This is a genomic window from Biomaibacter acetigenes (assembly GCF_003691585.1).
GTDB classification, from domain to species: domain Bacteria; phylum Bacillota; class Thermosediminibacteria; order Thermosediminibacterales; family Tepidanaerobacteraceae; genus Biomaibacter; species Biomaibacter acetigenes.
Genome location: NZ_CP033169.1, coordinates 172800 through 195326, shown reverse-complemented (window position 1 = coordinate 195326; position 22527 = coordinate 172800). Strand labels below are relative to the sequence as shown.

Annotated in this window: 12 protein-coding genes, 1 pseudogene and 1 CRISPR repeat array; of the genes and pseudogenes, 2 read left to right on the top strand and 11 right to left on the bottom strand. The window is 42.2% G+C overall.

Annotation, left to right across the window (positions count from 1 at the left end; genetic code table 11):
- The first annotated feature begins 93 nt into the window (after positions 1 to 93).
- Positions 94 to 495, top strand: coding sequence for an Asp23/Gls24 family envelope stress response protein (locus D2962_RS00830; RefSeq protein ID WP_120767165.1), 402 nt, complete (start codon positions 94 to 96; stop codon positions 493 to 495).
- A gap of 298 nt (positions 496 to 793) precedes the next feature.
- The gene (locus tag D2962_RS00825; protein ID WP_122013828.1) at positions 794 to 1195 is read left to right on the top strand and encodes a type II toxin-antitoxin system HicB family antitoxin; all 402 of its coding nucleotides are present in this window, start codon (positions 794 to 796) and stop codon (positions 1193 to 1195) included.
- Positions 1196 to 1423: 228 nt separating this feature from the next.
- Positions 1424 to 11608: a CRISPR direct-repeat array (repeat unit 30 nt; unit sequence GTTTCAATTCCTCGTAGGGAGGCTAAAAAC).
- A 199-nt stretch (positions 11609 to 11807) separates the two neighbouring features.
- Here the strand turns inward: D2962_RS00825 and cas2 are convergent.
- From cas2 to D2962_RS00775, 11 genes and pseudogenes are all read right to left on the bottom strand, one after another.
- The gene (gene cas2 / locus D2962_RS00820) at positions 11808 to 12071 is read right to left on the bottom strand and encodes a CRISPR-associated endonuclease Cas2 (RefSeq protein ID WP_122013827.1); all 264 of its coding nucleotides are present in this window, start codon (positions 12069 to 12071) and stop codon (positions 11808 to 11810) included.
- 119 nt (positions 12072 to 12190) lie between these two features.
- A complete protein-coding gene (gene cas1b, locus D2962_RS00815; RefSeq protein WP_122013826.1) occupies positions 12191 to 13183 on the bottom strand; it encodes a type I-B CRISPR-associated endonuclease Cas1b in 993 nt (330 codons plus the stop codon).
- Complete coding sequence (gene cas4 / locus D2962_RS00810) at positions 13180 to 13611, bottom strand: CRISPR-associated protein Cas4 (RefSeq protein ID WP_425456609.1); 432 nt, start codon at positions 13609 to 13611, stop codon at positions 13180 to 13182. The genes cas1b and cas4 overlap by 4 nt, the downstream gene beginning before the upstream one ends.
- Positions 13612 to 13670: 59 nt before the next feature.
- Complete coding sequence (gene cas3, locus D2962_RS00805) at positions 13671 to 16040, bottom strand: CRISPR-associated helicase Cas3' (protein ID WP_222927612.1); 2370 nt, start codon at positions 16038 to 16040, stop codon at positions 13671 to 13673.
- Positions 16018 to 16737 carry a type I-B CRISPR-associated protein Cas5b gene (cas5b, locus tag D2962_RS00800; RefSeq protein WP_222927611.1) on the bottom strand — a complete coding sequence of 240 codons (720 nt, stop codon included), beginning with the start codon at positions 16735 to 16737 and terminating at the stop codon, positions 16018 to 16020. The genes cas3 and cas5b overlap by 23 nt, the downstream gene beginning before the upstream one ends.
- 10 nt (positions 16738 to 16747) lie before the next feature.
- On the bottom strand, positions 16748 to 17656 hold the full coding sequence (cas7b, locus tag D2962_RS00795; RefSeq protein WP_122013822.1) for a type I-B CRISPR-associated protein Cas7/Csh2: 909 nt from the start codon (positions 17654 to 17656) through the stop codon (positions 16748 to 16750).
- 114 nt (positions 17657 to 17770) lie between these two features.
- Positions 17771 to 19372: a TIGR02556 family CRISPR-associated protein gene (locus D2962_RS00790; RefSeq protein WP_222927610.1), complete on the bottom strand. Its 1602-nt coding sequence runs from the start codon at positions 19370 to 19372 to the stop codon at positions 17771 to 17773.
- Positions 19302 to 19565: a TM1802 family CRISPR-associated protein gene (locus D2962_RS18975; protein WP_222927609.1), complete on the bottom strand. Its 264-nt coding sequence runs from the start codon at positions 19563 to 19565 to the stop codon at positions 19302 to 19304. The genes D2962_RS00790 and D2962_RS18975 overlap by 71 nt, the downstream gene beginning before the upstream one ends.
- Positions 19566 to 19615: 50 nt before the next feature.
- The gene (gene cas6, locus D2962_RS00785) at positions 19616 to 20392 is read right to left on the bottom strand and encodes a CRISPR-associated endoribonuclease Cas6 (protein ID WP_162991031.1); all 777 of its coding nucleotides are present in this window, start codon (positions 20390 to 20392) and stop codon (positions 19616 to 19618) included.
- 598 nt (positions 20393 to 20990) lie between these two features.
- Positions 20991 to 21122 (bottom strand): annotated as a pseudogene (locus D2962_RS19415) (electron transfer flavoprotein subunit alpha); the annotation flags it as partial.
- A gap of 32 nt (positions 21123 to 21154) precedes the next feature.
- Entirely contained in the window at positions 21155 to 22309 is a 1155-nt protein-coding gene (locus tag D2962_RS00775; protein WP_122013820.1) for a saccharopine dehydrogenase family protein, read from the bottom strand.
- Positions 22310 to 22527 lie beyond the last annotated feature (218 nt).

The window sequence follows — 22527 nt, the reverse complement described above, 5'->3', positions numbered from 1 at the left end:
CATGAAAAATGTACCTATGTAGAAAAGGACTTTTATAAAAGGTATCGAATATCTTTAACGAATAATTAAATAATTTTTTTGGAGGCGAAAGTCATGGTTCAGGGAAAAACTATCATAAACGACTCCGTATTTGTGGAGATCGCCAGGGAAGCCATGCAAAAGGTGGAGGATGTATTCCGCCAGGAACGCAAGGGAGCTTTCCTGGGTCTCACCAGAATATTTACCGAGAGATTTACACCCCAGATCGCCGTGAAAAAGACCGAGGCCGCCGGCATCGATGAAGGCTTTGGCACGGTAGCCCTCGATGTCAAGATCAGCGTCATCTACGGTGTCAATATCCCTGAAGTGGCAAAAAAGGTCAGAGAAAAGATAGTCAGCGAGATAGAAACCCTCACAGGCTATGCAGTGGAAAAGGTGGATATCACCATCGAAAAAATAATAAAACCCGAGCAGGTCACCGACGACAAAAAATCTGAAGAAGAAAAAGAGGAATAATAAGTCCGGCATTGTAAAATATGATCCCCCCTCTACCGGAAAGCGGAGGGGGGATTGTTTTGAATCCTTCGTCAAATGGATTTCCCCAGAATCTTTGAGTCCATTGGTTTTGGGTCATTTTTGGAAGAAAAACATGTACGGCTTCCCAGCGACTTTCAAATTCTCCATAGAAGATTATCAAAGACTTGTATATGCATAATAAAAAAGATATCCCGATAGGTACACTACATAACATGCTGAAAGCTGCAGGGCTGAAATAAGCCCTCTTTCGGATATTATAAAGGAAAGGAGAATCATTATGAAATATGTATATCCTGCAATCTTTACACCTGACGGCAATGGTTACAGTGTAGAGGTTCCTGATTTGCCGGGTTGCTTTACTTGCGGCGATAGCTTGGCAGATGCTATAGATATGGCACGTGATGCTATATCTATGTGGCTCTGTGATGCAGAAGATAAATCAGAACCAATTCCATTGCCAAGCAATATAAAAGATATACCACATGCTGCTAATAGTTTTGTTAATCTCATTGACGTAGATACCGATTTTTACCGCAAAGAGAATGACAACCGTGCCGTTAAAAAAACCCTCACCATACCAAGTTGGCTAAATGCAAAAGCGGAAAAAGCGAATATAAACTTTTCTCAGGTGCTTCAGGCAGCTCTAAAAGAGCATCTGGGCATCCAGGATAGGCCGTAAGGCCTTTTTTATTTCATGCATGAAAAAAGAGCTATAAGGCTCTTTAATTTATCTATTATCATATAGCTGGTAAACCATGTAAACCATCCTTCCGAGCTTATGTTTTAAATCCTTATAGGTATCCTAACAACAAGGTATGACATTAAGCCAAGGAATAAGGGATCTTAGTTTCAAATCCTTATAGGCATCCTAGCAACATATATTCATCTCCCTTTTTATTTTTATTAGGTTTCAATTCCTCGTAGGGAGGCTAAAAACCCGGCGATGTGGATATGGCGGAGCGGGGCACAAAGGGTTTCAATTCCTCGTAGGGAGGCTAAAAACGAACTAGAAAAGCGGATTCCAGAACAGCCGGAAGAAGATTTCAATTCCTCGTAGAGAGGCTAAAAACTATTCCATTGCGGCCTGATTATAGGGATTACAGATACTTCAATTCCTCGTAGGGAGGCTAAAAACACGTTTCGGAACCAGAATTATATTACATTTGAAAGATATTTCAATTCCTCGTAGGGAGGCTAAAAACTTTGCCGGAGGAATTGCAAGAGCAGTTTGAAAGAAGTTTCAATTCCTCGTAGGGAGGCTAAAAACATTGTTAGATTCTTTTTTGAGCAAAAATAAGGGAAAAGTTTCAATTCCTCGTAGGGAGGCTAAAAACTGCGTATCCCCGAATATAACAAAATATACATTTTGTGTTTCAATTCCTCGTAGGGAGGCTAAAAACATGAGCGGAGCAAAGCTAAGCAGAGGCGTTGTGATGGTTTCAATTCCTCGTAGGGAGGCTAAAAACGTATCTTGCACGGCAGAAAAGTGATCATGGATTGGCTGTTTCAATTCCTCGTAGGGAGGCTAAAAACCAAGATTGTATGGCAGTTATAAAAAATTTGTATGCGTTTCAATTCCTCGTAGGGAGGCTAAAAACTGTAAGTGCGCTGGTCTTCCAGAAGGCCCTGGCGGGTTTCAATTCCTCGTAGGGAGGCTAAAAACCGGGTGTCGGAAAGCTCCAGAGGTCCACGGTTCACCGTTTCAATTCCTCGTAGGGAGGCTAAAAACGCTAAGACTTGGGGGATACATCGAACCTGTATTTTGGTTTCAATTCCTCGTAGGGAGGCTAAAAACGCGGGGCTTGGCAGAGTCAGGCAAAAGCGATGCGAAAGTTTCAATTCCTCGTAGGGAGGCTAAAAACCTATATTTTGCCAGGCAAATTCTCCCCGCACGTCGAGTTTCAATTCCTCGTAGGGAGGCTAAAAACTCTTTCCAGCCTTCTGTTCTATCATCATTAGACCTGGTTTCAATTCCTCGTAGGGAGGCTAAAAACGGAATATTATATCGACATTTCTCTTGCGCAATAAAAGTTTCAATTCCTCGTAGGGAGGCTAAAAACAAACTCTACGGCCAGGAAAGTCAAATTTTCCGAAACCGTTTCAATTCCTCGTAGGGAGGCTAAAAACGGAAGGTTGTTCAAGTAGTATAAGATGCTCTGAACAATGTTTCAATTCCTCGTAGGGAGGCTAAAAACCAGGATTGGAAGCGGGCCTACGGAACGCTGCTGGGGTTTCAATTCCTCGTAGGGAGGCTAAAAACTCGGCGACGACGGACGACAGGCCGGATTTTTTACGCAGTTTCAATTCCTCGTAGGGAGGCTAAAAACGTTTACTCCCGCATTTCGCACATTCCATAAGCCCAGGTTTCAATTCCTCGTAGGGAGGCTAAAAACTAGGGCATCCTGCAAGCCCTTATCTTGTCTTTACAGTTTCAATTCCTCGTAGGGAGGCTAAAAACGGGGAAATTCGGGGTGTCCGTTGTAACCTGTCTCATAGTTTCAATTCCTCGTAGGGAGGCTAAAAACAAGCTCTTTTTCAATGTCGGAAATTCGTATTTCACTGTTTCAATTCCTCGTAGGGAGGCTAAAAACGAAAAAAGAGAGTATATCAGGATTCCGGCTCCGGCCCCGAGTTTCAATTCCTCGTAGGGAGGCTAAAAACAAGTAAAATACAAATTTTTTACCAAAAAACCATGACAGTTTCAATTCCTCGTAGGGAGGCTAAAAACGCCTGCTGTGACTGAAGTGCTTCAAGCAAACTGGTAATGTTTCAATTCCTCGTAGGGAGGCTAAAAACTGACACTCGACATGTCATTAAAAGGTCCTACTCCGTTTCAATTCCTCGTAGGGAGGCTAAAAACGTAATCGCAATATGAGATATGAAGTTTCTGGAACTGGGTTTCAATTCCTCGTAGGGAGGCTAAAAACATTCTCACTCAAAACGAGGAAACAGTAGTAACTTGCGTTTCAATTCCTCGTAGGGAGGCTAAAAACTTTTCTCCTTCGGCTTCGGTACTTCTACCAGAGCCAACGTTTCAATTCCTCGTAGGGAGGCTAAAAACGAGCTTTCCTGCCTTCTTGAAAAAAACCGGCTTGTTGTTTCAATTCCTCGTAGGGAGGCTAAAAACTTTTCATATGTAGACAATATACCTTTTTTCAAATACTTGTTTCAATTCCTCGTAGGGAGGCTAAAAACGTATACCAGGCCAGGGAGTCGAATTCTGAATATTCAAAGTTTCAATTCCTCGTAGGGAGGCTAAAAACCCATCCGTTCCAGGCCGACCTTGGTGGTGTTGAAATGTTTCAATTCCTCGTAGGGAGGCTAAAAACCCGCAATAGTAATGATAATAATTCCTAGAATAATGAGTTTCAATTCCTCGTAGGGAGGCTAAAAACGAATAATGCAATCGATATTCAAAATTGTTTTGATGTTTGTTTCAATTCCTCGTAGGGAGGCTAAAAACAAAAGGAAGTCGAAGAGCTTAAAAAAGCCCTCGACACGTTTCAATTCCTCGTAGGGAGGCTAAAAACGAAAAAGGAGAGAAGAATCGATGAAAATTGAAAAGCGTTTCAATTCCTCGTAGGGAGGCTAAAAACTTCTGACAAGGGGGCGAGAATTAAATGTAAGTACAGTTTCAATTCCTCGTAGGGAGGCTAAAAACAGGATGGGAGCAGTTTAAGAAAGATGTGGGGAAATGTTTCAATTCCTCGTAGGGAGGCTAAAAACGGGGCTACAGTTAAATGGGACGGATCGACCAACTCCGGTTTCAATTCCTCGTAGGGAGGCTAAAAACGATATCGAAAAATACAGGAGAAGTTATTCCCGGCGTTGGTTTCAATTCCTCGTAGGGAGGCTAAAAACGGGAGGACTATTTGATACGTTTATTGCATCAAACACATTGTTTCAATTCCTCGTAGGGAGGCTAAAAACCATTTTTAAAATCCTCCTTTTCATTTTTTCTTTCAATGTTTCAATTCCTCGTAGGGAGGCTAAAAACAGGTGATTTACATAAAGTCAGTCTAACAATGTCGCATTGTTTCAATTCCTCGTAGGGAGGCTAAAAACCCAGTGGCCGAATTCAAAACTATCGATGTGTTGCATTGGTTTCAATTCCTCGTAGGGAGGCTAAAAACATACATATGGCACTATAGTATATCAAGAGCATGTTAGTTTCAATTCCTCGTAGGGAGGCTAAAAACTCTTAATCGTTCATCTTTGATTGTACAAAAGGAGGGTTTCAATTCCTCGTAGGGAGGCTAAAAACACTATAGTGCCATATGTATCTTTTGTGTACGGATAGTTTCAATTCCTCGTAGGGAGGCTAAAAACTCTTAATCGTTCATCTTTGATTGTACAAAAGGAGGGTTTCAATTCCTCGTAGGGAGGCTAAAAACCATATCCTCATACCCCCTTTACATTTTGCATTGCATGTTTCAATTCCTCGTAGGGAGGCTAAAAACTAATTTCTGTCGAAAAAGTTTATAATGCGGATACAGAGTTTCAATTCCTCGTAGGGAGGCTAAAAACTCAATTTTTATTCCTCCCTTATTTTTTTATCAACAGTTTCAATTCCTCGTAGGGAGGCTAAAAACAGTGACGGATGATACGGCGGCGATACAGGCGGCGATGTTTCAATTCCTCGTAGGGAGGCTAAAAACCGGATTCGCAGATACGGATCTGGATAATTTCAACGGTTTCAATTCCTCGTAGGGAGGCTAAAAACATATTTGGCTGGGGACAAGTCTGCACTGAAAGAAAGTTTCAATTCCTCGTAGGGAGGCTAAAAACAGTGAAGTGTATTGTTTTTCTAAAATACCTACACGTTGGTTTCAATTCCTCGTAGGGAGGCTAAAAACGCAATAAAAATTTTTTGAAAGATTTTTTGCAAGGCTCTGTTTCAATTCCTCGTAGGGAGGCTAAAAACCATGGGGATTTCTAGCAGTTATAGTTTTACAAATTAGTTTCAATTCCTCGTAGGGAGGCTAAAAACGCTTGGTATCCAGAGTTTTGGCGTCGGGTTTTTGTGGTTTCAATTCCTCGTAGGGAGGCTAAAAACGAAAAAAAGGATATTTCTGCAAGCCTATGCTAGATAGTTTCAATTCCTCGTAGGGAGGCTAAAAACAAATGACGTCGAAAAAAATAACTGGCATGAGACTTGGTTTCAATTCCTCGTAGGGAGGCTAAAAACGGTATTAACCTTTCGTACCTTTCGAGTTCCTCATTTGGTTTCAATTCCTCGTAGGGAGGCTAAAAACTTTTTGAAGCTATTTTTGCTCTTTCTCCTGGACGAGCGTTTCAATTCCTCGTAGGGAGGCTAAAAACATTCCCGAAAATAGAAAAAACCGACCGTTGATCCAGAGTTTCAATTCCTCGTAGGGAGGCTAAAAACTTATACTCGATGCCGTCAATAACCAAATAGACGCCAGTTTCAATTCCTCGTAGGGAGGCTAAAAACGGAGGAATGGAAAAGGTTTCCAGAATCGGATATACAGGTTTCAATTCCTCGTAGGGAGGCTAAAAACTTTTTCGAATCCTGCCTCAAAGATGCACTTTATTAAAAGTTTCAATTCCTCGTAGGGAGGCTAAAAACGCCCCGAGCCGCAAAATCAAAGAAGGAAAAGCGAATTGTTTCAATTCCTCGTAGGGAGGCTAAAAACTTCGGGACCTGGGACGGACATTCGGATTGGAAAAGAGTTTCAATTCCTCGTAGGGAGGCTAAAAACCCAGGGAAATATAAAAATTTAGGAGGTGAAGTAAGTGTTTCAATTCCTCGTAGGGAGGCTAAAAACGCTCGTCCAGGAGAAAGAGCAAAAATAGCTTCAAAAAGTTTCAATTCCTCGTAGGGAGGCTAAAAACTGTATTCGGTCTTTGTGCCGATGGGCTGGTCTTTGGTTTCAATTCCTCGTAGGGAGGCTAAAAACTTGCGTGGGCTTCGGCATCAGCACCTATTGCAGAATGTTTCAATTCCTCGTAGGGAGGCTAAAAACAATTTCTAAAATTCGATTTTTGCCAGGAAAAAGTATGTTTCAATTCCTCGTAGGGAGGCTAAAAACCCAGCAAATAATCAACAAGTTTATCAATTACCTGCTGTTTCAATTCCTCGTAGGGAGGCTAAAAACGGACGGTAAACTGTTGTATCGACAGCAAAGGAAGCAGGTTTCAATTCCTCGTAGGGAGGCTAAAAACGGATATGGGGGAAATATCACTGGATTGCGTCGACTGTGTTTCAATTCCTCGTAGGGAGGCTAAAAACGAACAGCGGGCATGGGAGAAAAGGTGCGAATTCTAGTTTCAATTCCTCGTAGGGAGGCTAAAAACGTTGTTCAGGGCTGTTTTTAACGACTTGCAGTTTCAGTTTCAATTCCTCGTAGGGAGGCTAAAAACCTTCCTGGAGAGGGGTCGGCTCGTTTCCGGGCCGCTGTTTCAATTCCTCGTAGGGAGGCTAAAAACCCTGTTCGTTCTGGAAACTGTGGACCTTCTCGCCCCGTTTCAATTCCTCGTAGGGAGGCTAAAAACGTGGACGATGGTGCTGTGGAATGTGTGCACGCTAATGTTTCAATTCCTCGTAGGGAGGCTAAAAACCATTTTTGGTATTTCGTGAGTTCCAGCAGCGCTCGGGGTTTCAATTCCTCGTAGGGAGGCTAAAAACGGTGATAGTATTTTCGGTGATTTCTATGCGGAATCGTTTCAATTCCTCGTAGGGAGGCTAAAAACATTGGAACAAATCCGGTACGTATTCGGCATAAGGTTGTTTCAATTCCTCGTAGGGAGGCTAAAAACTGTTGCCGGGAAATAAAAGAAGTTGGCGGAAAAGGGTTTCAATTCCTCGTAGGGAGGCTAAAAACCTATGGTCAGAGCCGTTATGACCGCATCGGTATTGAGAGTTTCAATTCCTCGTAGGGAGGCTAAAAACATACTGAAATGCAGTGCTATTAATTGTGATTTGATAGTTTCAATTCCTCGTAGGGAGGCTAAAAACAAAAGCAGGCATCTTCGAACTTTCAGGGAAAAGGAGTTTCAATTCCTCGTAGGGAGGCTAAAAACGTTCCAGCTCCGGCATTTACCTGATTCTGCAATGTATGTTTCAATTCCTCGTAGGGAGGCTAAAAACCCAGGCTTAAACGTTTTAATCCCTCCGGTTCCTTTTGTTTCAATTCCTCGTAGGGAGGCTAAAAACCAAGACAATACGGCGGAGAATTAGATGGTTTGAAGAGTTTCAATTCCTCGTAGGGAGGCTAAAAACGGATTGAATCCTGCTTTTTTTAGTTCCGGCTCCAGGATGTTTCAATTCCTCGTAGGGAGGCTAAAAACTCGGGTATTTTTTCTTGCCCGTATATCCACCAGTGCAGTTTCAATTCCTCGTAGGGAGGCTAAAAACATAAGGTTCAAAAATTCCTCGATGCCGGTGTTGCCCGTTTCAATTCCTCGTAGGGAGGCTAAAAACTTTTCTGCGTCTTGAGCGGTCCATAACTCCTGTTCTGTTTCAATTCCTCGTAGGGAGGCTAAAAACCGGCGGAAAATGATGCTTATAGCATCGGAAATATCCGTTTCAATTCCTCGTAGGGAGGCTAAAAACCTGGAATTGGCCTGGGAAGATATAAGGTCTTAATTGGTTTCAATTCCTCGTAGGGAGGCTAAAAACATAAGGTTCAAAAATTCCTCGATGCCGGTGTTGCCCGTTTCAATTCCTCGTAGGGAGGCTAAAAACTTTTCTGCGTCTTGAGCGGTCCATAACTCCTGTTCTGTTTCAATTCCTCGTAGGGAGGCTAAAAACCCGAGGGCGCAAAGGAAAGAACATATCCCGAAGCGTTTCAATTCCTCGTAGGGAGGCTAAAAACAAGCATCGGCCTTCTATCTTCTGCATTTCGATTTAATGTTTCAATTCCTCGTAGGGAGGCTAAAAACGCACGATTCTCGTACACGTGTCGGCGCTGGATAAAAGTTTCAATTCCTCGTAGGGAGGCTAAAAACCTTTTCATTTTCCCATTCTCCTTTTCATTTTTTATAAAGTTTCAATTCCTCGTAGGGAGGCTAAAAACGAAACTAAATATGTGGACTTCGGGGATATTATTACAGTGTTTCAATTCCTCGTAGGGAGGCTAAAAACTACACAATCATTCCGGAGTTTGCGGACCTCGGCAAGCTCGTTTCAATTCCTCGTAGGGAGGCTAAAAACGGAATTCCCAATCTGGGCGGAGCCAGGGATTATATGTTTCAATTCCTCGTAGGGAGGCTAAAAACTTCATTTTTTATAAATGAATCATTTGCCAGTTCTTCGTTTCAATTCCTCGTAGGGAGGCTAAAAACGAAAGCTGAAGGAGGGGAAAAAGTTGTCAAAGAGCAGTTTCAATTCCTCGTAGGGAGGCTAAAAACTTCCTACATATTCCAAATCCAGACCCCGGATTAATGTTTCAATTCCTCGTAGGGAGGCTAAAAACCGACAGTTTCCTCGTTTTGAGTAAGAATCAGCCCGAGTTTCAATTCCTCGTAGGGAGGCTAAAAACTCAGGAAGCCGCAGCCGACTATCTCGAGAAGGAAGCAGTTTCAATTCCTCGTAGGGAGGCTAAAAACGCACACCGGAAATTATTTATGCCCTGGAAAAGGACATGCGTTTCAATTCCTCGTAGGGAGGCTAAAAACGCATTCAAGCGGGCGGCCCAAAGGAGGGAGGCGGTGTTTCAATTCCTCGTAGGGAGGCTAAAAACGAAGATATATTGCGTGGGCTTCGGCATCGGCACCCTGTTTCAATTCCTCGTAGGGAGGCTAAAAACCGGAGTATACTTCACATTTGCCACCGGCGGTGAAGTTCGTTTCAATTCCTCGTAGGGAGGCTAAAAACGAATTAACGGATGAATATTACAACGCATTTTTTCAGGTTTCAATTCCTCGTAGGGAGGCTAAAAACAGAAACGGCCCAGGGAACAGGTTGAGTATCGGAATGTTTCAATTCCTCGTAGGGAGGCTAAAAACTATTCCCGATAATGAAGTGGCTTGGCATGCAGGGGAGTTTCAATTCCTCGTAGGGAGGCTAAAAACGGAGATGATTAAATGTTGCCAGGCTATCATCTTTTATGTTTCAATTCCTCGTAGGGAGGCTAAAAACCCTACAATGCCGAAAAACCCCAGCGCAGAGCGTTCGTTTCAATTCCTCGTAGGGAGGCTAAAAACGGTTTGGCCGGAATAGAATGGCCGAAGCCCTTCTTGTTTCAATTCCTCGTAGGGAGGCTAAAAACTATGACCGCCTGATAGTGCTGACTGACGAGCAGTCCCAGTTTCAATTCCTCGTAGGGAGGCTAAAAACCCCTGGCATGAGCTTTTTAAATTTTTCTATCACTTGTTTCAATTCCTCGTAGGGAGGCTAAAAACTGGCTCCGGAGTAGGATTCGCAGATACCGACCTGGAGTTTCAATTCCTCGTAGGGAGGCTAAAAACTACTTGAGAAACAATATACCTCATTGGAAGATAGATGTTTCAATTCCTCGTAGGGAGGCTAAAAACATAGATAAATAAAGCAAATACAGAGAGGGGAGTAAAACAGTTTCAATTCCTCGTAGGGAGGCTAAAAACATCCGGCATGGGTAAAAGAATATCTACTTGCATATACGTTTCAATTCCTCGTAGGGAGGCTAAAAACTCGAACCAGACCAAATTGAGCAAATCCAAAACGCACTGTTTCAATTCCTCGTAGGGAGGCTAAAAACTTCAGCAGTATACTTTTGATACTCTTTTTCCTGAAGTTTCAATTCCTCGTAGGGAGGCTAAAAACGGACTCGAAAAACTCGATGTCTTTTTCTTCTCCTTCGTTTCAATTCCTCGTAGGGAGGCTAAAAACAGGGCATACTGCTGGAAGTATCGCCCTACGGCGCCCGTTTCAATTCCTCGTAGGGAGGCTAAAAACGGAGACCTCTGAAGATAGCTTAAAAAATTTTTTAAAAGTTTCAATTCCTCGTAGGGAGGCTAAAAACTGCAAAATCTGCCAAATAATGAGCACCCAAAATAAAGTTTCAATTCCTCGTAGGGAGGCTAAAAACCAAAATGTTTCAAAGCATGCCCACCAGGAGATGATAGTTTCAATTCCTCGTAGGGAGGCTAAAAACTCATCCACTGGAATTTTGGTATACATTACTTAAATAGTTTCAATTCCTCGTAGGGAGGCTAAAAACCAAACGGCCTGGGAATGAACCGACCCCTCTCCAGGAAGGTTTCAATTCCTCGTAGGGAGGCTAAAAACGTGGATCTTGGCGATGTATTTGTCCACAAGGTCCTGTTTCAATTCCTCGTAGGGAGGCTAAAAACTCTCCGGAAATTCATACCGCAATGGGCCGTTTTCCGGTTTCAATTCCTCGTAGGGAGGCTAAAAACGCAACTGTGGCCGAAAATATGAAACCGAACAAAAAGAGTTTCAATTCCTCGTAGGGAGGCTAAAAACGCCCTTTAATGGTGCCCTTTAAAGGAGGTCTGAGCAGGTTTCAATTCCTCGTAGGGAGGCTAAAAACATTTCGGGAATTCATCAAACAACATAGCATCGACATGTTTCAATTCCTCGTAGGGAGGCTAAAAACCATGAAGCGTCTTATAAGCATTGAAGGGCAAAAAGTGTTTCAATTCCTCGTAGGGAGGCTAAAAACCAATGGAAAAAGCTTTCCAGCGGCACGCCGGATTTTTGTTTCAATTCCTCGTAGGGAGGCTAAAAACCAAAAATATTGTTGGATACAACGAAACATACAACAACGTTTCAATTCCTCGTAGGGAGGCTAAAAACCGCATGAATGTAGGAGGTGATTTGCATTGTTAAGAAGTTTCAATTCCTCGTAGGGAGGCTAAAAACCCTGGATGCCAGGAACTCACCACAGAGCGATTCTGGTTTCAATTCCTCGTAGGGAGGCTAAAAACATATCTAATCCGTGCAAGATATATAGAAGGCAAAACCGTTTCAATTCCTCGTAGGGAGGCTAAAAACTCAAAGAACAACCGGAATTACAGGAACAAACCGCAGTTTCAATTCCTCGTAGGGAGGCTAAAAACCCAGCCTCAAATTATGATGCAACCTTGCGAACTCCTTGTTTCAATTCCTCGTAGGGAGGCTAAAAACCAATCCAAATAGGCGAAAATTGTGGGATATCTATAGTATTATACATGTCGAATCAATATATGGAAGGTCAACTATTAATTAAATTATATCATCTCTTTCCATAAAAATAAAGGCTTGGAAGGCTTAATGTATATAATAATGTAATGTCGTCGAAGTCCGGATGTTTTTACATTACCGGAGGTCGACGACATTAATTTTTTTAAATAATCATTTCATCTCCGCCTTTTTTGATACCCATTGTCTCTCTTGATGAGTATTTTGTGGTCCGAAGTATGTAGAAAATAACCGAATCCTCTTGATCGTTGATAGCTCGTTTGAGTTCAAGTTTCAACTTTTTAAATCCTGCATCAGATATTTCGCCTTCAAGAACGGAATTCTGAACCCAGTTCAAATATTTTCTACATATTTTAAGAACTTTCCCAACTCTTTTTTCTCCTACATCGTATACTAAAATTATAAACATTATTTTGGCTCCACGAAATCCATTGTTTTTCGGCCTTGCCCGCTTCGCGAACGATGACATATAAAAGGCATTGCGCAATGGTTATCCGTGCTCGCTTCTTTGTCAAAGATATTTTTATTTCACCAGCTGGCAACGTACGGTTTATACTCTTCTTCACCCATCAGGTGCTTTTCCAGTTTGTAAAGCTCTAGCCTTATCAGGCGGCGGTAGGAAACGTTTTTACCGAGAGTCCTGTGGTTGAAGGTGGTTTTCAATTTATTTTCCAGTTCTTCCACAAAGGTTTTTCTTGCATTTTCTTTGAGAACTATACCTGCTGTGCTTTTTTCAAAATCATCTTTTGTTATCATATTTCTACCAATCAAGGTGAAAATTACTCTGTCAATTATAATGGGTTTAAATATTTCCGCTATGTCAAGGTTGAGGGTGAATCGGCGGAAGTTGGTTGCATGGAGATAACCTATCCTGGGATCCAGGTGGGTTTTATAAATTTCACTCAATACTATGGTATATATCATTGAATTGCCAAAGCTTATGAGTGTATTGAGATTGTTCTGAGGTGGCCGCCTGGTCCTTTGCCCGAAAGTGAACTCAGGTTTTTCCAGGATATAGTCAAAGGCCTTGTAATAGTAATCCCGGGTGTTGCCTTCTATAGCCATCAATTCTTCCACATCTGAGCAGGCATAGATTTTTTGTTCCAGATTTTTTATTCCATTTTCAACTTCAGCTAAATTCTTGCCCCTGTTGGAATAATATCTGAGTACATGTTGTATGTTTTTGGATGCCCCCATAACAAACTCGGATGCTAATTTTTGCCTTTTGCCGGCATCCAGGTAATGTTCAGCCTGCTTTAATATCATAAAGCCAGAGTTGAGATGTTCTCTGGGGTAGTAAGACCCGACATAATAGTCATGATGATTGAAAAAGTGGAGAATTATCTCGGCCTGGGTTATGAATTCCAGAAATCTTTTATTGACATTCACTTCGCCAAAGACAAATATTTCACTGGTGTTTTCCACCGGAATGAATTTCTGGCCTTCTTCGTTTTCAAAATATATGGTATTGTCCTTTCTTTTAAGTTCTCCGCTGGAAAATATGTAAATCGGCTTTTTCATGACCAGCAAAACTCCTTGTATCCACAATTTTTACAGTAACCTATCTTCTTAAAAGGAGGCGGTGTTGCCTGAAATATGACCCTTTCGATATCTTTAAAGATTTGCTCCAGCTCATTTTCAAGCTCTGGCGTAAGTTCCACCATTATTCTCTTTCGCTCTTCGGGAAAAAGCAGAACACCCCGGGCATTAACCCCGCTTTCCTTGAGCTTGTATAAATAAAATGCAAGCTGCATCCTGGCACTTTCCTCTGCTCTGGAGCTTTTTTTGACTTCGCCCACTATTATATCTCCTTCATCGGATCTCACTAGATCGAGGACCACATTTTCAAAGTTTATTTTTTTCTTATCTCTGTCATAGCTTTCCTCATCTATGAGCCGGCCCATTTCTATATACGGGTGATCTTGATCGGGTATGATCTGGTGGGCCATAAGCCATGTCTGCCTTTTGCAAATATTATAGCTCTGTATGAGGGTCCCTGTTATGAGTTTTACCACAGGGCCGTCACCCCTTCACATCTAAAACCTGTATCTTCATCATAATAATCTTTCAGAGAATTCCTATTGACATAACGAAAATTCGCCACTTCCGGAGGTAAGTTTGCCACATTCATAGGAATTGATACGGTGTATTTATAAAAATCGGCTTTTATTTGGCTGAAAGCCAGCCTTCTCTTGATGATGTTTTTTATTTCCTTTATCCTGATATAATCCTGCCATATTTCCTCCGCTTCATCGTTCAGTTCTATAAAGACATCCAGTTTGGGATAATCCTCATCAATCAATTTAAAATCCGAAATGCATGGAGTTTCATCTACGCTGGTATATTTCATGCTGTAAACTGCCGAAAGAAGTTCACGGGACCTGTCACTGGATTTTTTATCCTGCATTTCTCTGTAATACGATTCGATTAATTCAAGAAAATCTTTTTCCTCTATGATCTCTTTTTTCTGCAATATGCGTCGGGTCATGTCCAGCAGTACATCGTCGTATATGTAAGATGAGTACAATCTTTTTTCATCTTTCAGGGATACCACGATTACTTCACCCTTTTTCCCCCAGTTGCGGTTGCAGCGCCCGGCAGACTGGTTTATGGAGTCAAGGGGCGCCAGGTCTCTGTATACCACATTAAAGTCTATGTCGACTCCCGCCTCCACCAGCTGGGTCGTAACAGCAATGCTGACTCTGCCGTCGCGCATCTTTTCTATACGCCTGAGCCGCTCAAAGGGGACCACATGGGTGGAGAGAAACGCCACTTCTTTTTCTCCTGCCTTTTGCTTCAGCAAATTATAAAAAGTTTTCGCAGACCTGATGGTATTCAAAATAAACAGATAACTTCTACCGTCATTTATTTCAATGCTTTCGGCAAATTCTTCTACACTTATATCGCGTGTTATCTCTGGTTTTATTACCACTCTGTCCATAACATTAAAGTATTTCTTTCTGTCTGTCAGTGGAAAAACTTCTTCTCTCGAAAAAATCATGGGTTCTGTAGCAGTCACAAAAACCACATAGGAATCCATCTGTTCAATCAATGTTTTCAGAATTTCCCTCACCAGCAGCCAGTATTTAAATGGTATGGACTGAACTTCATCCAGTATGATGATGCTGCCCGAGAGCCGGTGAAATTTTCGAAGGTTTTTGTTTTTGTTGGATAATAGTGCATGAAACAGCTGGACAAATGTGGTAACTATGATTTCCGAATTCCAGCCTTCTATGAGAATCTTGGCATCGTCCGGCTCATACACTTCATCATCTTTTTTATAGGTGTATTCAGACAGGTGATGGTGTTTTAAGAGCAGGCTGGTGTCCACATCCAAGCCGCCGGCTTTAAGCACCTTTTCAAATTCGCCGGCATTTTGCTCAATAATGCTGAGAAAAGGCAGCGAATAAATGATGCGGGGGAAAAAGCCTTTTTTTGCATGGACCTCCTTTCTGAGTTTCAGGGCAAAAGCAAGAGATGTCAGAGTCTTGCCCAGGCCGGTCGGAAGGTTTATGGAATACACTCTTTTTTCAAGGTCCAGAGGACTGTAAACTACCTCATTATAGGCTTTCTGCCTCAGTTTATTTAAAAATGTATCTTTGAAGTTCATCGACTCCTTATATTTATCTACAATAGACGAGTCAAGGTTCGCATCATTTCTTTCCAGCACTTTACCTGTGGATACTTCACTCTTATCGGCATCTATTAGAAGGGAAAAAAGATAGTTGGTGATAAGGTAAGGGTCTAATCTTCTACTGCGCCCAAGACCTCTGAGTTTTCTCCGTATAGACCTCAATTCTCCTGAAAGATTCATTACCCATTTTTTCAAATTTTCTACAGTTATATCCTGCTTTAAACCGTTTTGTTTAAGAGCCGTATTTAAGATAGTAAGCTTTTTCTCATCGATACTTTCTATCTGTGCCATGAGCACCTGTTCTTTATCATTTAACACGGCCTCATCCACTATATCTTCCAGATTGCCGTGATGCCTTTTAACGGTCAAAAAGGCGATGAAGGACAAAAAACTCCTGTCATCGCCTTTTAAATCTTCATCCTGCTCGAATTCGGCATTGGCCGCAAAAAAACATGCTACTGCCGAGAGAAGCCCATGATGGGTTTCTTCCATAGACTTGAGATTTTTCTTTTCTTCTTCAGAGGCAAAAAGGTACCTCTGGAAAAAGCCGGTGGCTTTCCCCAGGTCATGGAGCAGGCCGCATGTCTTTATCAACCTAAACAACCTGTCCCTGGTTATTTGGCCGGGAAAATTGGCTGGACTTTGCCTCAGGTTTTGCTGTGCTATATCTGCCACATTTATCATATGTTCTTCCAAGGCTTTTTCCGGGTGGGAATAAAGGTTAGAAGAAGATGATGCGTTCACCTTTTTCGTCCTCCCAGTAAATGTTAGTGCGGGCATAAATTGTTTTACCCTGGACTTCGAAGATCACGTCCTCATATCTTTCCACAACGCGGTCCCGGGTCATTTCCATCGCTATTTTTTCTTTGAAGTACTTTTTGTCTTTCTCAAAGGTTATACCGTATTCATCTATAACACTCATTGGAATTACGGTGGTTATATGGCCTTCCCCGTTTTTTCTTTCGGTAAACTCACTAAGCCCCACGAACTTAAAATCCGCTAAAAGTTCGCTGAGCCCAAGGGACAGCGTATATACTGTTTTGTGGGATCGAATATTTTCCACAAAGCGGTTTTGAATCTGGTCATCTTCGTGGCAGACGTAAAGCCTGTAGGCAGGATTTTTCAAGAACTCGGTGCGTATCTGGGTTCTGGCCTCATGAGACCCTTTTTTTGCCGGAATCCAGTAATTCCCTTTCGTATTTATGTGATTTAGCCCCATGCGGATTTTTTTCACCGGCGAAAGAATTCTGACGGCAATTTTGCACTTATCATGCGACAGTACATCGAGATAGTCGTTTTTGTCTACCCCTATTATAGCACCCAACATCCCCCTCACTGTAGGAGGCGGGGGAAAAGCAAAGGTGAGAGGGGATGATGTCGTATAAAATTTTTTGAAATGGCCAAAATCCCCATATACGTCAAATACCAGTGTCTTCATCATTCATTCCCCTCTAAAATGAAAGTTCATTAGCAATAAAACCGGATAGTGCCTCTTTCAGGCAGATTTCCTTTCCCTCCAGAATCAGAGTAAGTCTTTCATCCGCTTTATAGTTTATCCGCTCGATGGCGTCTTTATGGAGTTTCAGGGCTTTTATAAGTTCCGTGATATCCAGCCTTCCGTCTTTTATATCCCTAATTTCCTCGTCGTTTTTGTCACTTACAAATCTTATTCTTTTGTCCAGTTCCCCCATGTGGAAATTCTTTTCTTTGTAAACCACCTGCAGCAGGAGCCGGGGCATTTGTCCCGTTTTGGAATTTGACATGAGGTTTTTTGTGCCGTTCCATATGCCTTCAAGAAGAAGGGATACGTCTTCTTCGGAAAGGTCTATGCCTTGTGCTGCGGCGGCATTTTCATTTACTATACCGTAAAAGGCTATAAGGGAATAGGGGAGTATGTACCTTTCGGTGAAGGTGCCCTGCTTATTGCCTTCTTTTGAAGGCATAACAGTAGTGCCCTTGACATAAGTCATATCTACCCTGTGCAAAGACCTCCCGTATTTAAATTGCACCGGGCCGGTCAATGTCATGGTTTTATCTTTTACTGCTGTTGTAGCTCCAAATAATCTCACATCTATGCATTTTTTAATCAAATCAGTGTTATCTTTGAATTCCGCCAGCCTATCTTCCTTCGTCTTCAAATTTCCTTTGTCGTCTCTTAATTCCAGTATAAAAATATCCTGATTTTTATAATCGTGCAAATAATCTCTCACGGTCCTTTTTAACCTCACATCGGTGACGATATTTACTCCAGTCTCTTCATCCACCCTGGGCTTGTTCTCATCTACAGGATCCCCATTGGGATTTGCATCAGTGATATCATACACGAATAAAATCTCGGAACGGTTTTTAATATTGGCCATTTTCTATCTCCTCCCATTTTTATCTTTAAAATATTCAATTTTTGTTAATAATTCATATCTACAAAAACCATATGCAATTTCAAGCATATTTTAAGCAAACATCTCATTTTACGGCTACTGGTTTGCCTCTTCCTGCCCCAATTCCTGCTCTGCCACTTTTTTATCAGGGTAAATGATATCGGCCACATCATTTACCAGATTCATTCCGCAGGCAAAATAAAAATTCATCTCATCCACAGGCATCTTCCAGTTATCCCCTGCCTGTAGGAGATAGTTGGACGCCTCTGCAGCCAGCATCCTTTTGCCTTTATCGAAGGAATCATATTCTTCCAATTTGTTCTGAACTTCCGGCAAAAGGCTTTTGAAATCTCTTTCTGACATTTTCAGGCTCTTTAAGTTTTTCATAAATGGCTTGGAGCTTCGTTCTTTATACTGTTTTCTTAACAGCAGCTCCGTTAAAGACCCCAAGAGAAACAATCCCCGTTTTAAAGGTGTTTCAAAGGCAGGGCCGTATTTTTTGAACATCCCGTCAAAAATACTTTCTTCCATGATATCTTCCTCCATTTTTATAAGTTCAAGCTTTTCTAAGAAGCTTACCGACATCATACCATTTCTGACTGATAGATAAAAATAGCGATCATTGATAAATTCATCCCTTATTTTTTTCATGATAAATTGCAGGACAAAATAGAAACTTACCGGGCGGTCTTTAAAGATCCTGTCGACAATGTCCAGGAAATATCCATCCAGATCATAATCCCTCTTGTTGGGGTCTGATTTGGAGAAGAAATTCCTGATGGTGCCGAAAGTAAAGTTGCTGTTGTAAACATAATCGACTTCGTGCTTTATGTCGAAAATTTTCCTTATCCGGGAGGGAAAAACATCTTCTATATTGAGGAGGATCCTTTCCGCCGCATTCGATTTTTGTATGAAAAGGAAGTTCAAAGTTATTACATCATTCAGGTCCTTTAAAACATCAAGGATTTCTTCATCGTCGTTTGCTATCCTTTCCATGACTTTTTGCTTCAGGGAAACAATGCGGGAAGTATTTGTAAAAATATCTATTATCTCGTCCGATATTCCATATTCCCCGAGAATAAATTTTGGGATGAGGTTGTATCTGATGCCGCAGAACTTGAAGGTCAGGTTTGATTCTACAAACTTTTTACCCTCTTCCAGCGCCAGTTTGCATTCGGGGCAGACAGGAAAGTTCCGCCAGGCTTTTGCTTCATCAAAGCCCCCAGTTATGTACCCGGGTTTGTCGAGGGTATAAAAAGCGTAAGTATCAAGATTTCCGAAAACTGTAGCCTTTTTCTCACCGCATATGGAACACATCTTATTGGCAGCGGAAATACTAAAAGCCTTATCGTTTACCTGTTTTTTTAAAAATTCTCTGAATACCGGAAAGTCTCCCACATATTTCGTTAAATCCTGATTTTTAATTTTTAAAGTTACTACAATTCCTTCTTTTTTGGGCGTTTTTTCCCGAATGGTCAGGATTTCTCTTTTTATAAAACCGGCATTTTCTTTGAGGACATCACGGATACCGTTCAAAAAAATCTTTTCCGCATCCGTCAACTTTGTTTTCTTATCGTCCAGGATGTTGAACCAGCCCAGGATCTTTCTGTCAAAGGTACCTTCTGGTTTACCGCTGAGTTTTGCGGTAGGTGAAAGGTCTGCACCGTTGGCAGCCCCGCTTCTGTATAAATACTTCATTTTTTTTGCCGCTGTCATATTCCTCTGTCTCTACGCCGGCAAACTTAAAGCCGTTATCCTTTTGTTCTAATACGATAGTGATGACCTTTTTGTAACTGCCGTTGGAATCCGGGTCTTCCACCAGGATACTCAGCAAATCCCTCCCTTCCCTTTCTATAATCAATTTCCCGATGTCCTTTACTGCAGAAAGCATATCCTTACCCTCCTAACCAATAAGTGCAAATAATATGCAACCCGACCCTCTTAAACTGGCCTCCTTCCCGGCCAGTTTTTAATGCCACCGATGATCTCGAAGCATCCAAACCCTTGGGGATTCTTGCTCCCAAGCCCTGTGTCATAAGCTATCTTCATAAGCCTTTTGTCGCCCCTGACTTTGTAGATGCCTAGCCATCCCTTGACCACCGTTTTCTTATAATCAAGCACCTTGCAATATTTCTCGTCCCTGGGGCCAATAGGGATGATCTGGATGTCACCGCCAGTGGTACCCCCCGTTACCAGTTTATATTTTTTCTCAAGATTTGACCTGATGAGCTCTGAAAACCACTCGTCCCACGGAGAAAAATAATATGTCCTGGAACGGTTATCTCTTTCTACGGTGTTGTATGCCACCATGGGAGAAAGCATCTTTATGGTGATTTCTTCTCCAAAATCTTCATCTTCCAGCGGCTGGGATACTCCTACGCTTTCCAATATCAGCCTCTGTCCATTGATATTCAAATTGTCATTTCTGAGCATGCCTTCGGCCAGTTCCCTCAAAAACTTTTCCACCGCTGAAGCTACAGTCAACTGAACAGGGGAAGTAAATTCTATTTTTTTATCCTTTCTCATGATAAAACGGCCTTCCAGGCGTGAAAAAGTAAATAGCTTGAACTGCCTGCCATTGATGATGTATCCATGGTCGTGTAAAAAATCCGCAAGGCCAGGGGAAATATTGCGGTAAATCATGCTTTGAATCAAATAATTGTACTGCACCGGTATTATGAGATTACCGTCGGTATTAAATGTCAGCCTGATCCTCATAAAATCCCCCTTCCATAAAATGTATATTTTTATCATTATTTGATGATAATTGTCCAATGTTGAAATATTCTACATCATATTAGAAAATCCTGCCATAAACCAAAATATTTTGATTAAAGAATTATTCTATATAATAACTTAAGAGATATTTTCTTTGTTGTAATCTGGTAACCATGATACTATTTTAATTATAAAACAAAACATACCCAAATCACGGGTATGTTGAAAAATATATGATACTTTTCGGGCCATTTTGCGTCTTTAACTTTGAAGGCAATGTGTTGTTGGTCCATCACAAATGCATAAAATATTAAGGGGCGTGTTTACCCCACCTCCTTAAGCTCTCCGGTGTCGATGCTGTAGTAGCCGCAGCATGTTTCGCCAGGGATGCCGACAACGTCATTGTTTGTAATCAGTCCTTATATTCAAATCCAGGATATTTTTCGGGTACTTTTGAAATCGGCTGAGATAATCAAGAAAATATAGCACCATATTGGTGTTATAGAGCCTCTGTTTTGCATCTTCGGAGAAAAGATATCCGTTATAATAAAGCTCCCTGTCACCACTTCCTATCAGGTCATTTGCAAAATTATCATATTCATCTATTTAGAGGAACTATGCCCAGGTCAGCCACTTTGAATATACTGGCATCGGGGTCTTTGTTTATGGCGATGATATGCTCGGATGTCTGTATGCCTGCCAGGTGCTGGACACTGCCGGATATGCCGAATTGGTTCCAGGGTTTCGCCTTAACGGCTTTAATTAGACTGCGGAATTACTATTTTTTTGAGGTTTATCCGGCACGTATTTTACTCCCCGTTTTTCCAATTCTTCCAAAAGTCTCCGGAATACCCCGTGGGCCTGCCCCACATATTCCGGCGGACAGATTCCAGGGTGCCTGAATTCTCCCCTTGCCACCATCCTGGCCATGATGGCACAGGTAAATCCGGTGCACCTGGCCATGGAAGTGGTGCCGGTGTTTTCGTCAAAGTAGTCTACCAGATTATAAGAAAGGCTTGCTTCCTTACCATCTTTTTTCCCCTTGACTTCCACCCTCATGACGGTAAAATCCTTTTCTCCCTCTTTCAATTTCCACAACGGAAAGAGCAGTTTTGCGGTAAAATCGATGGGCCTGATGGCGGCGCCATTGATTTCCATGGGTTCCTGGCTAAAAAAGCCCGTCTCCCGGAGCATCCTCATTTTCTCGGCATGGCCGGGGAACCTCAGGGTCCTTTCCTTCATGTTGGGGATGTTCATGGTATGTATGAGGCTCCTGAGGCCGTCGGTGTTGAAGGCTTCCAGAGTGCCTATGCCGGGAAAGTCGATAAGCTCCAGGTCCGACAGGGCAGGTTTTTCCACCACCCTGCCGTTTTCCACCAGGCGCACGGGCCGGGTGTATTCCTCTATGACGTCTATGGCGGAAAAAACTATTTTATATTCGTAGGGCCAGTACCGGACCTGGGGGAGTCCCCCCACCAGTATCTCGGCACTTTGAGCTTCATCAAGGCAGCCGGCCAGGTAGCTCACCAGGATATTGCTCATGCCCGGAGCCACTCCGCAGTCTACCAGGGCCGTGACTCCTTTTTCCCGGGCCAGCCCGTCTAAAACAGTATAGTCTTCGGGTGCAAAAGAGATGTCCACCAGGTTTTTTCCGGCCTCTATCACCTGTCGCGCCATGGAAAGCCCAAGGAATCCCGGGACGGCCCCCACCACCATGTCGTAGTCCGAAACCAATTCCTTTATAAGCCCCGGTTTAGAAAGGTCCGCCTGGCGGGCTTTCACAGGTGCTTGCTTTTGTAGATTTTGCAGGGTTTCACCGTTAATGTCGGCCACGGTGACCTCAAGGTCGCCGTCTTTTGCCAGGTCCTTTGCAATGACACCGCCCACCAGCCCACCGCCAAGAACGATTATTTTCATGTAAAAATCCCCCTTGTTCATTAATTTATAAAAAATAGAGTTGTTTTTAAGTGAACTTTGAATATTTATTCTATATGGTTCGGGTTTATTCCTTCATAAATAAAAAAATTTTCAATCACCTGCACCAACTCTGCTGCCAGACGTACCTATTTGCAGGCTATTGTATCGATTACTATCTTTCGAAATTTACATGCTTTTTATTTAATATTTAACAATTT

Coding starts and splice junctions, on each gene's coding strand:
- D2962_RS00830 (WP_120767165.1), top strand. CDS start 94: ATGGTTCAGGGAAAAACTATCATAAACGACTCCGTATTTGTGGAGATC.
- D2962_RS00825 (WP_122013828.1), top strand. CDS start 794: ATGAAATATGTATATCCTGCAATCTTTACACCTGACGGCAATGGTTAC.
- cas2 (WP_122013827.1), bottom strand. CDS start 12,071: ATGTTTATAATTTTAGTATACGATGTAGGAGAAAAAAGAGTTGGGAAA.
- cas1b (WP_122013826.1), bottom strand. CDS start 13,183: ATGAAAAAGCCGATTTACATATTTTCCAGCGGAGAACTTAAAAGAAAG.
- cas4 (WP_425456609.1), bottom strand. CDS start 13,611: ATGGCCCACCAGATCATACCCGATCAAGATCACCCGTATATAGAAATG.
- cas5b (WP_222927611.1), bottom strand. CDS start 16,737: ATGATGAAGACACTGGTATTTGACGTATATGGGGATTTTGGCCATTTC.
- cas7b (WP_122013822.1), bottom strand. CDS start 17,656: ATGGCCAATATTAAAAACCGTTCCGAGATTTTATTCGTGTATGATATC.
- D2962_RS00790 (WP_222927610.1), bottom strand. CDS start 19,372: ATGAAGTATTTATACAGAAGCGGGGCTGCCAACGGTGCAGACCTTTCA.
- D2962_RS18975 (WP_222927609.1), bottom strand. CDS start 19,565: ATGCTTTCTGCAGTAAAGGACATCGGGAAATTGATTATAGAAAGGGAA.
- cas6 (WP_162991031.1), bottom strand. CDS start 20,392: ATGAGGATCAGGCTGACATTTAATACCGACGGTAATCTCATAATACCG.
- D2962_RS00775 (WP_122013820.1), bottom strand. CDS start 22,309: ATGAAAATAATCGTTCTTGGCGGTGGGCTGGTGGGCGGTGTCATTGCA.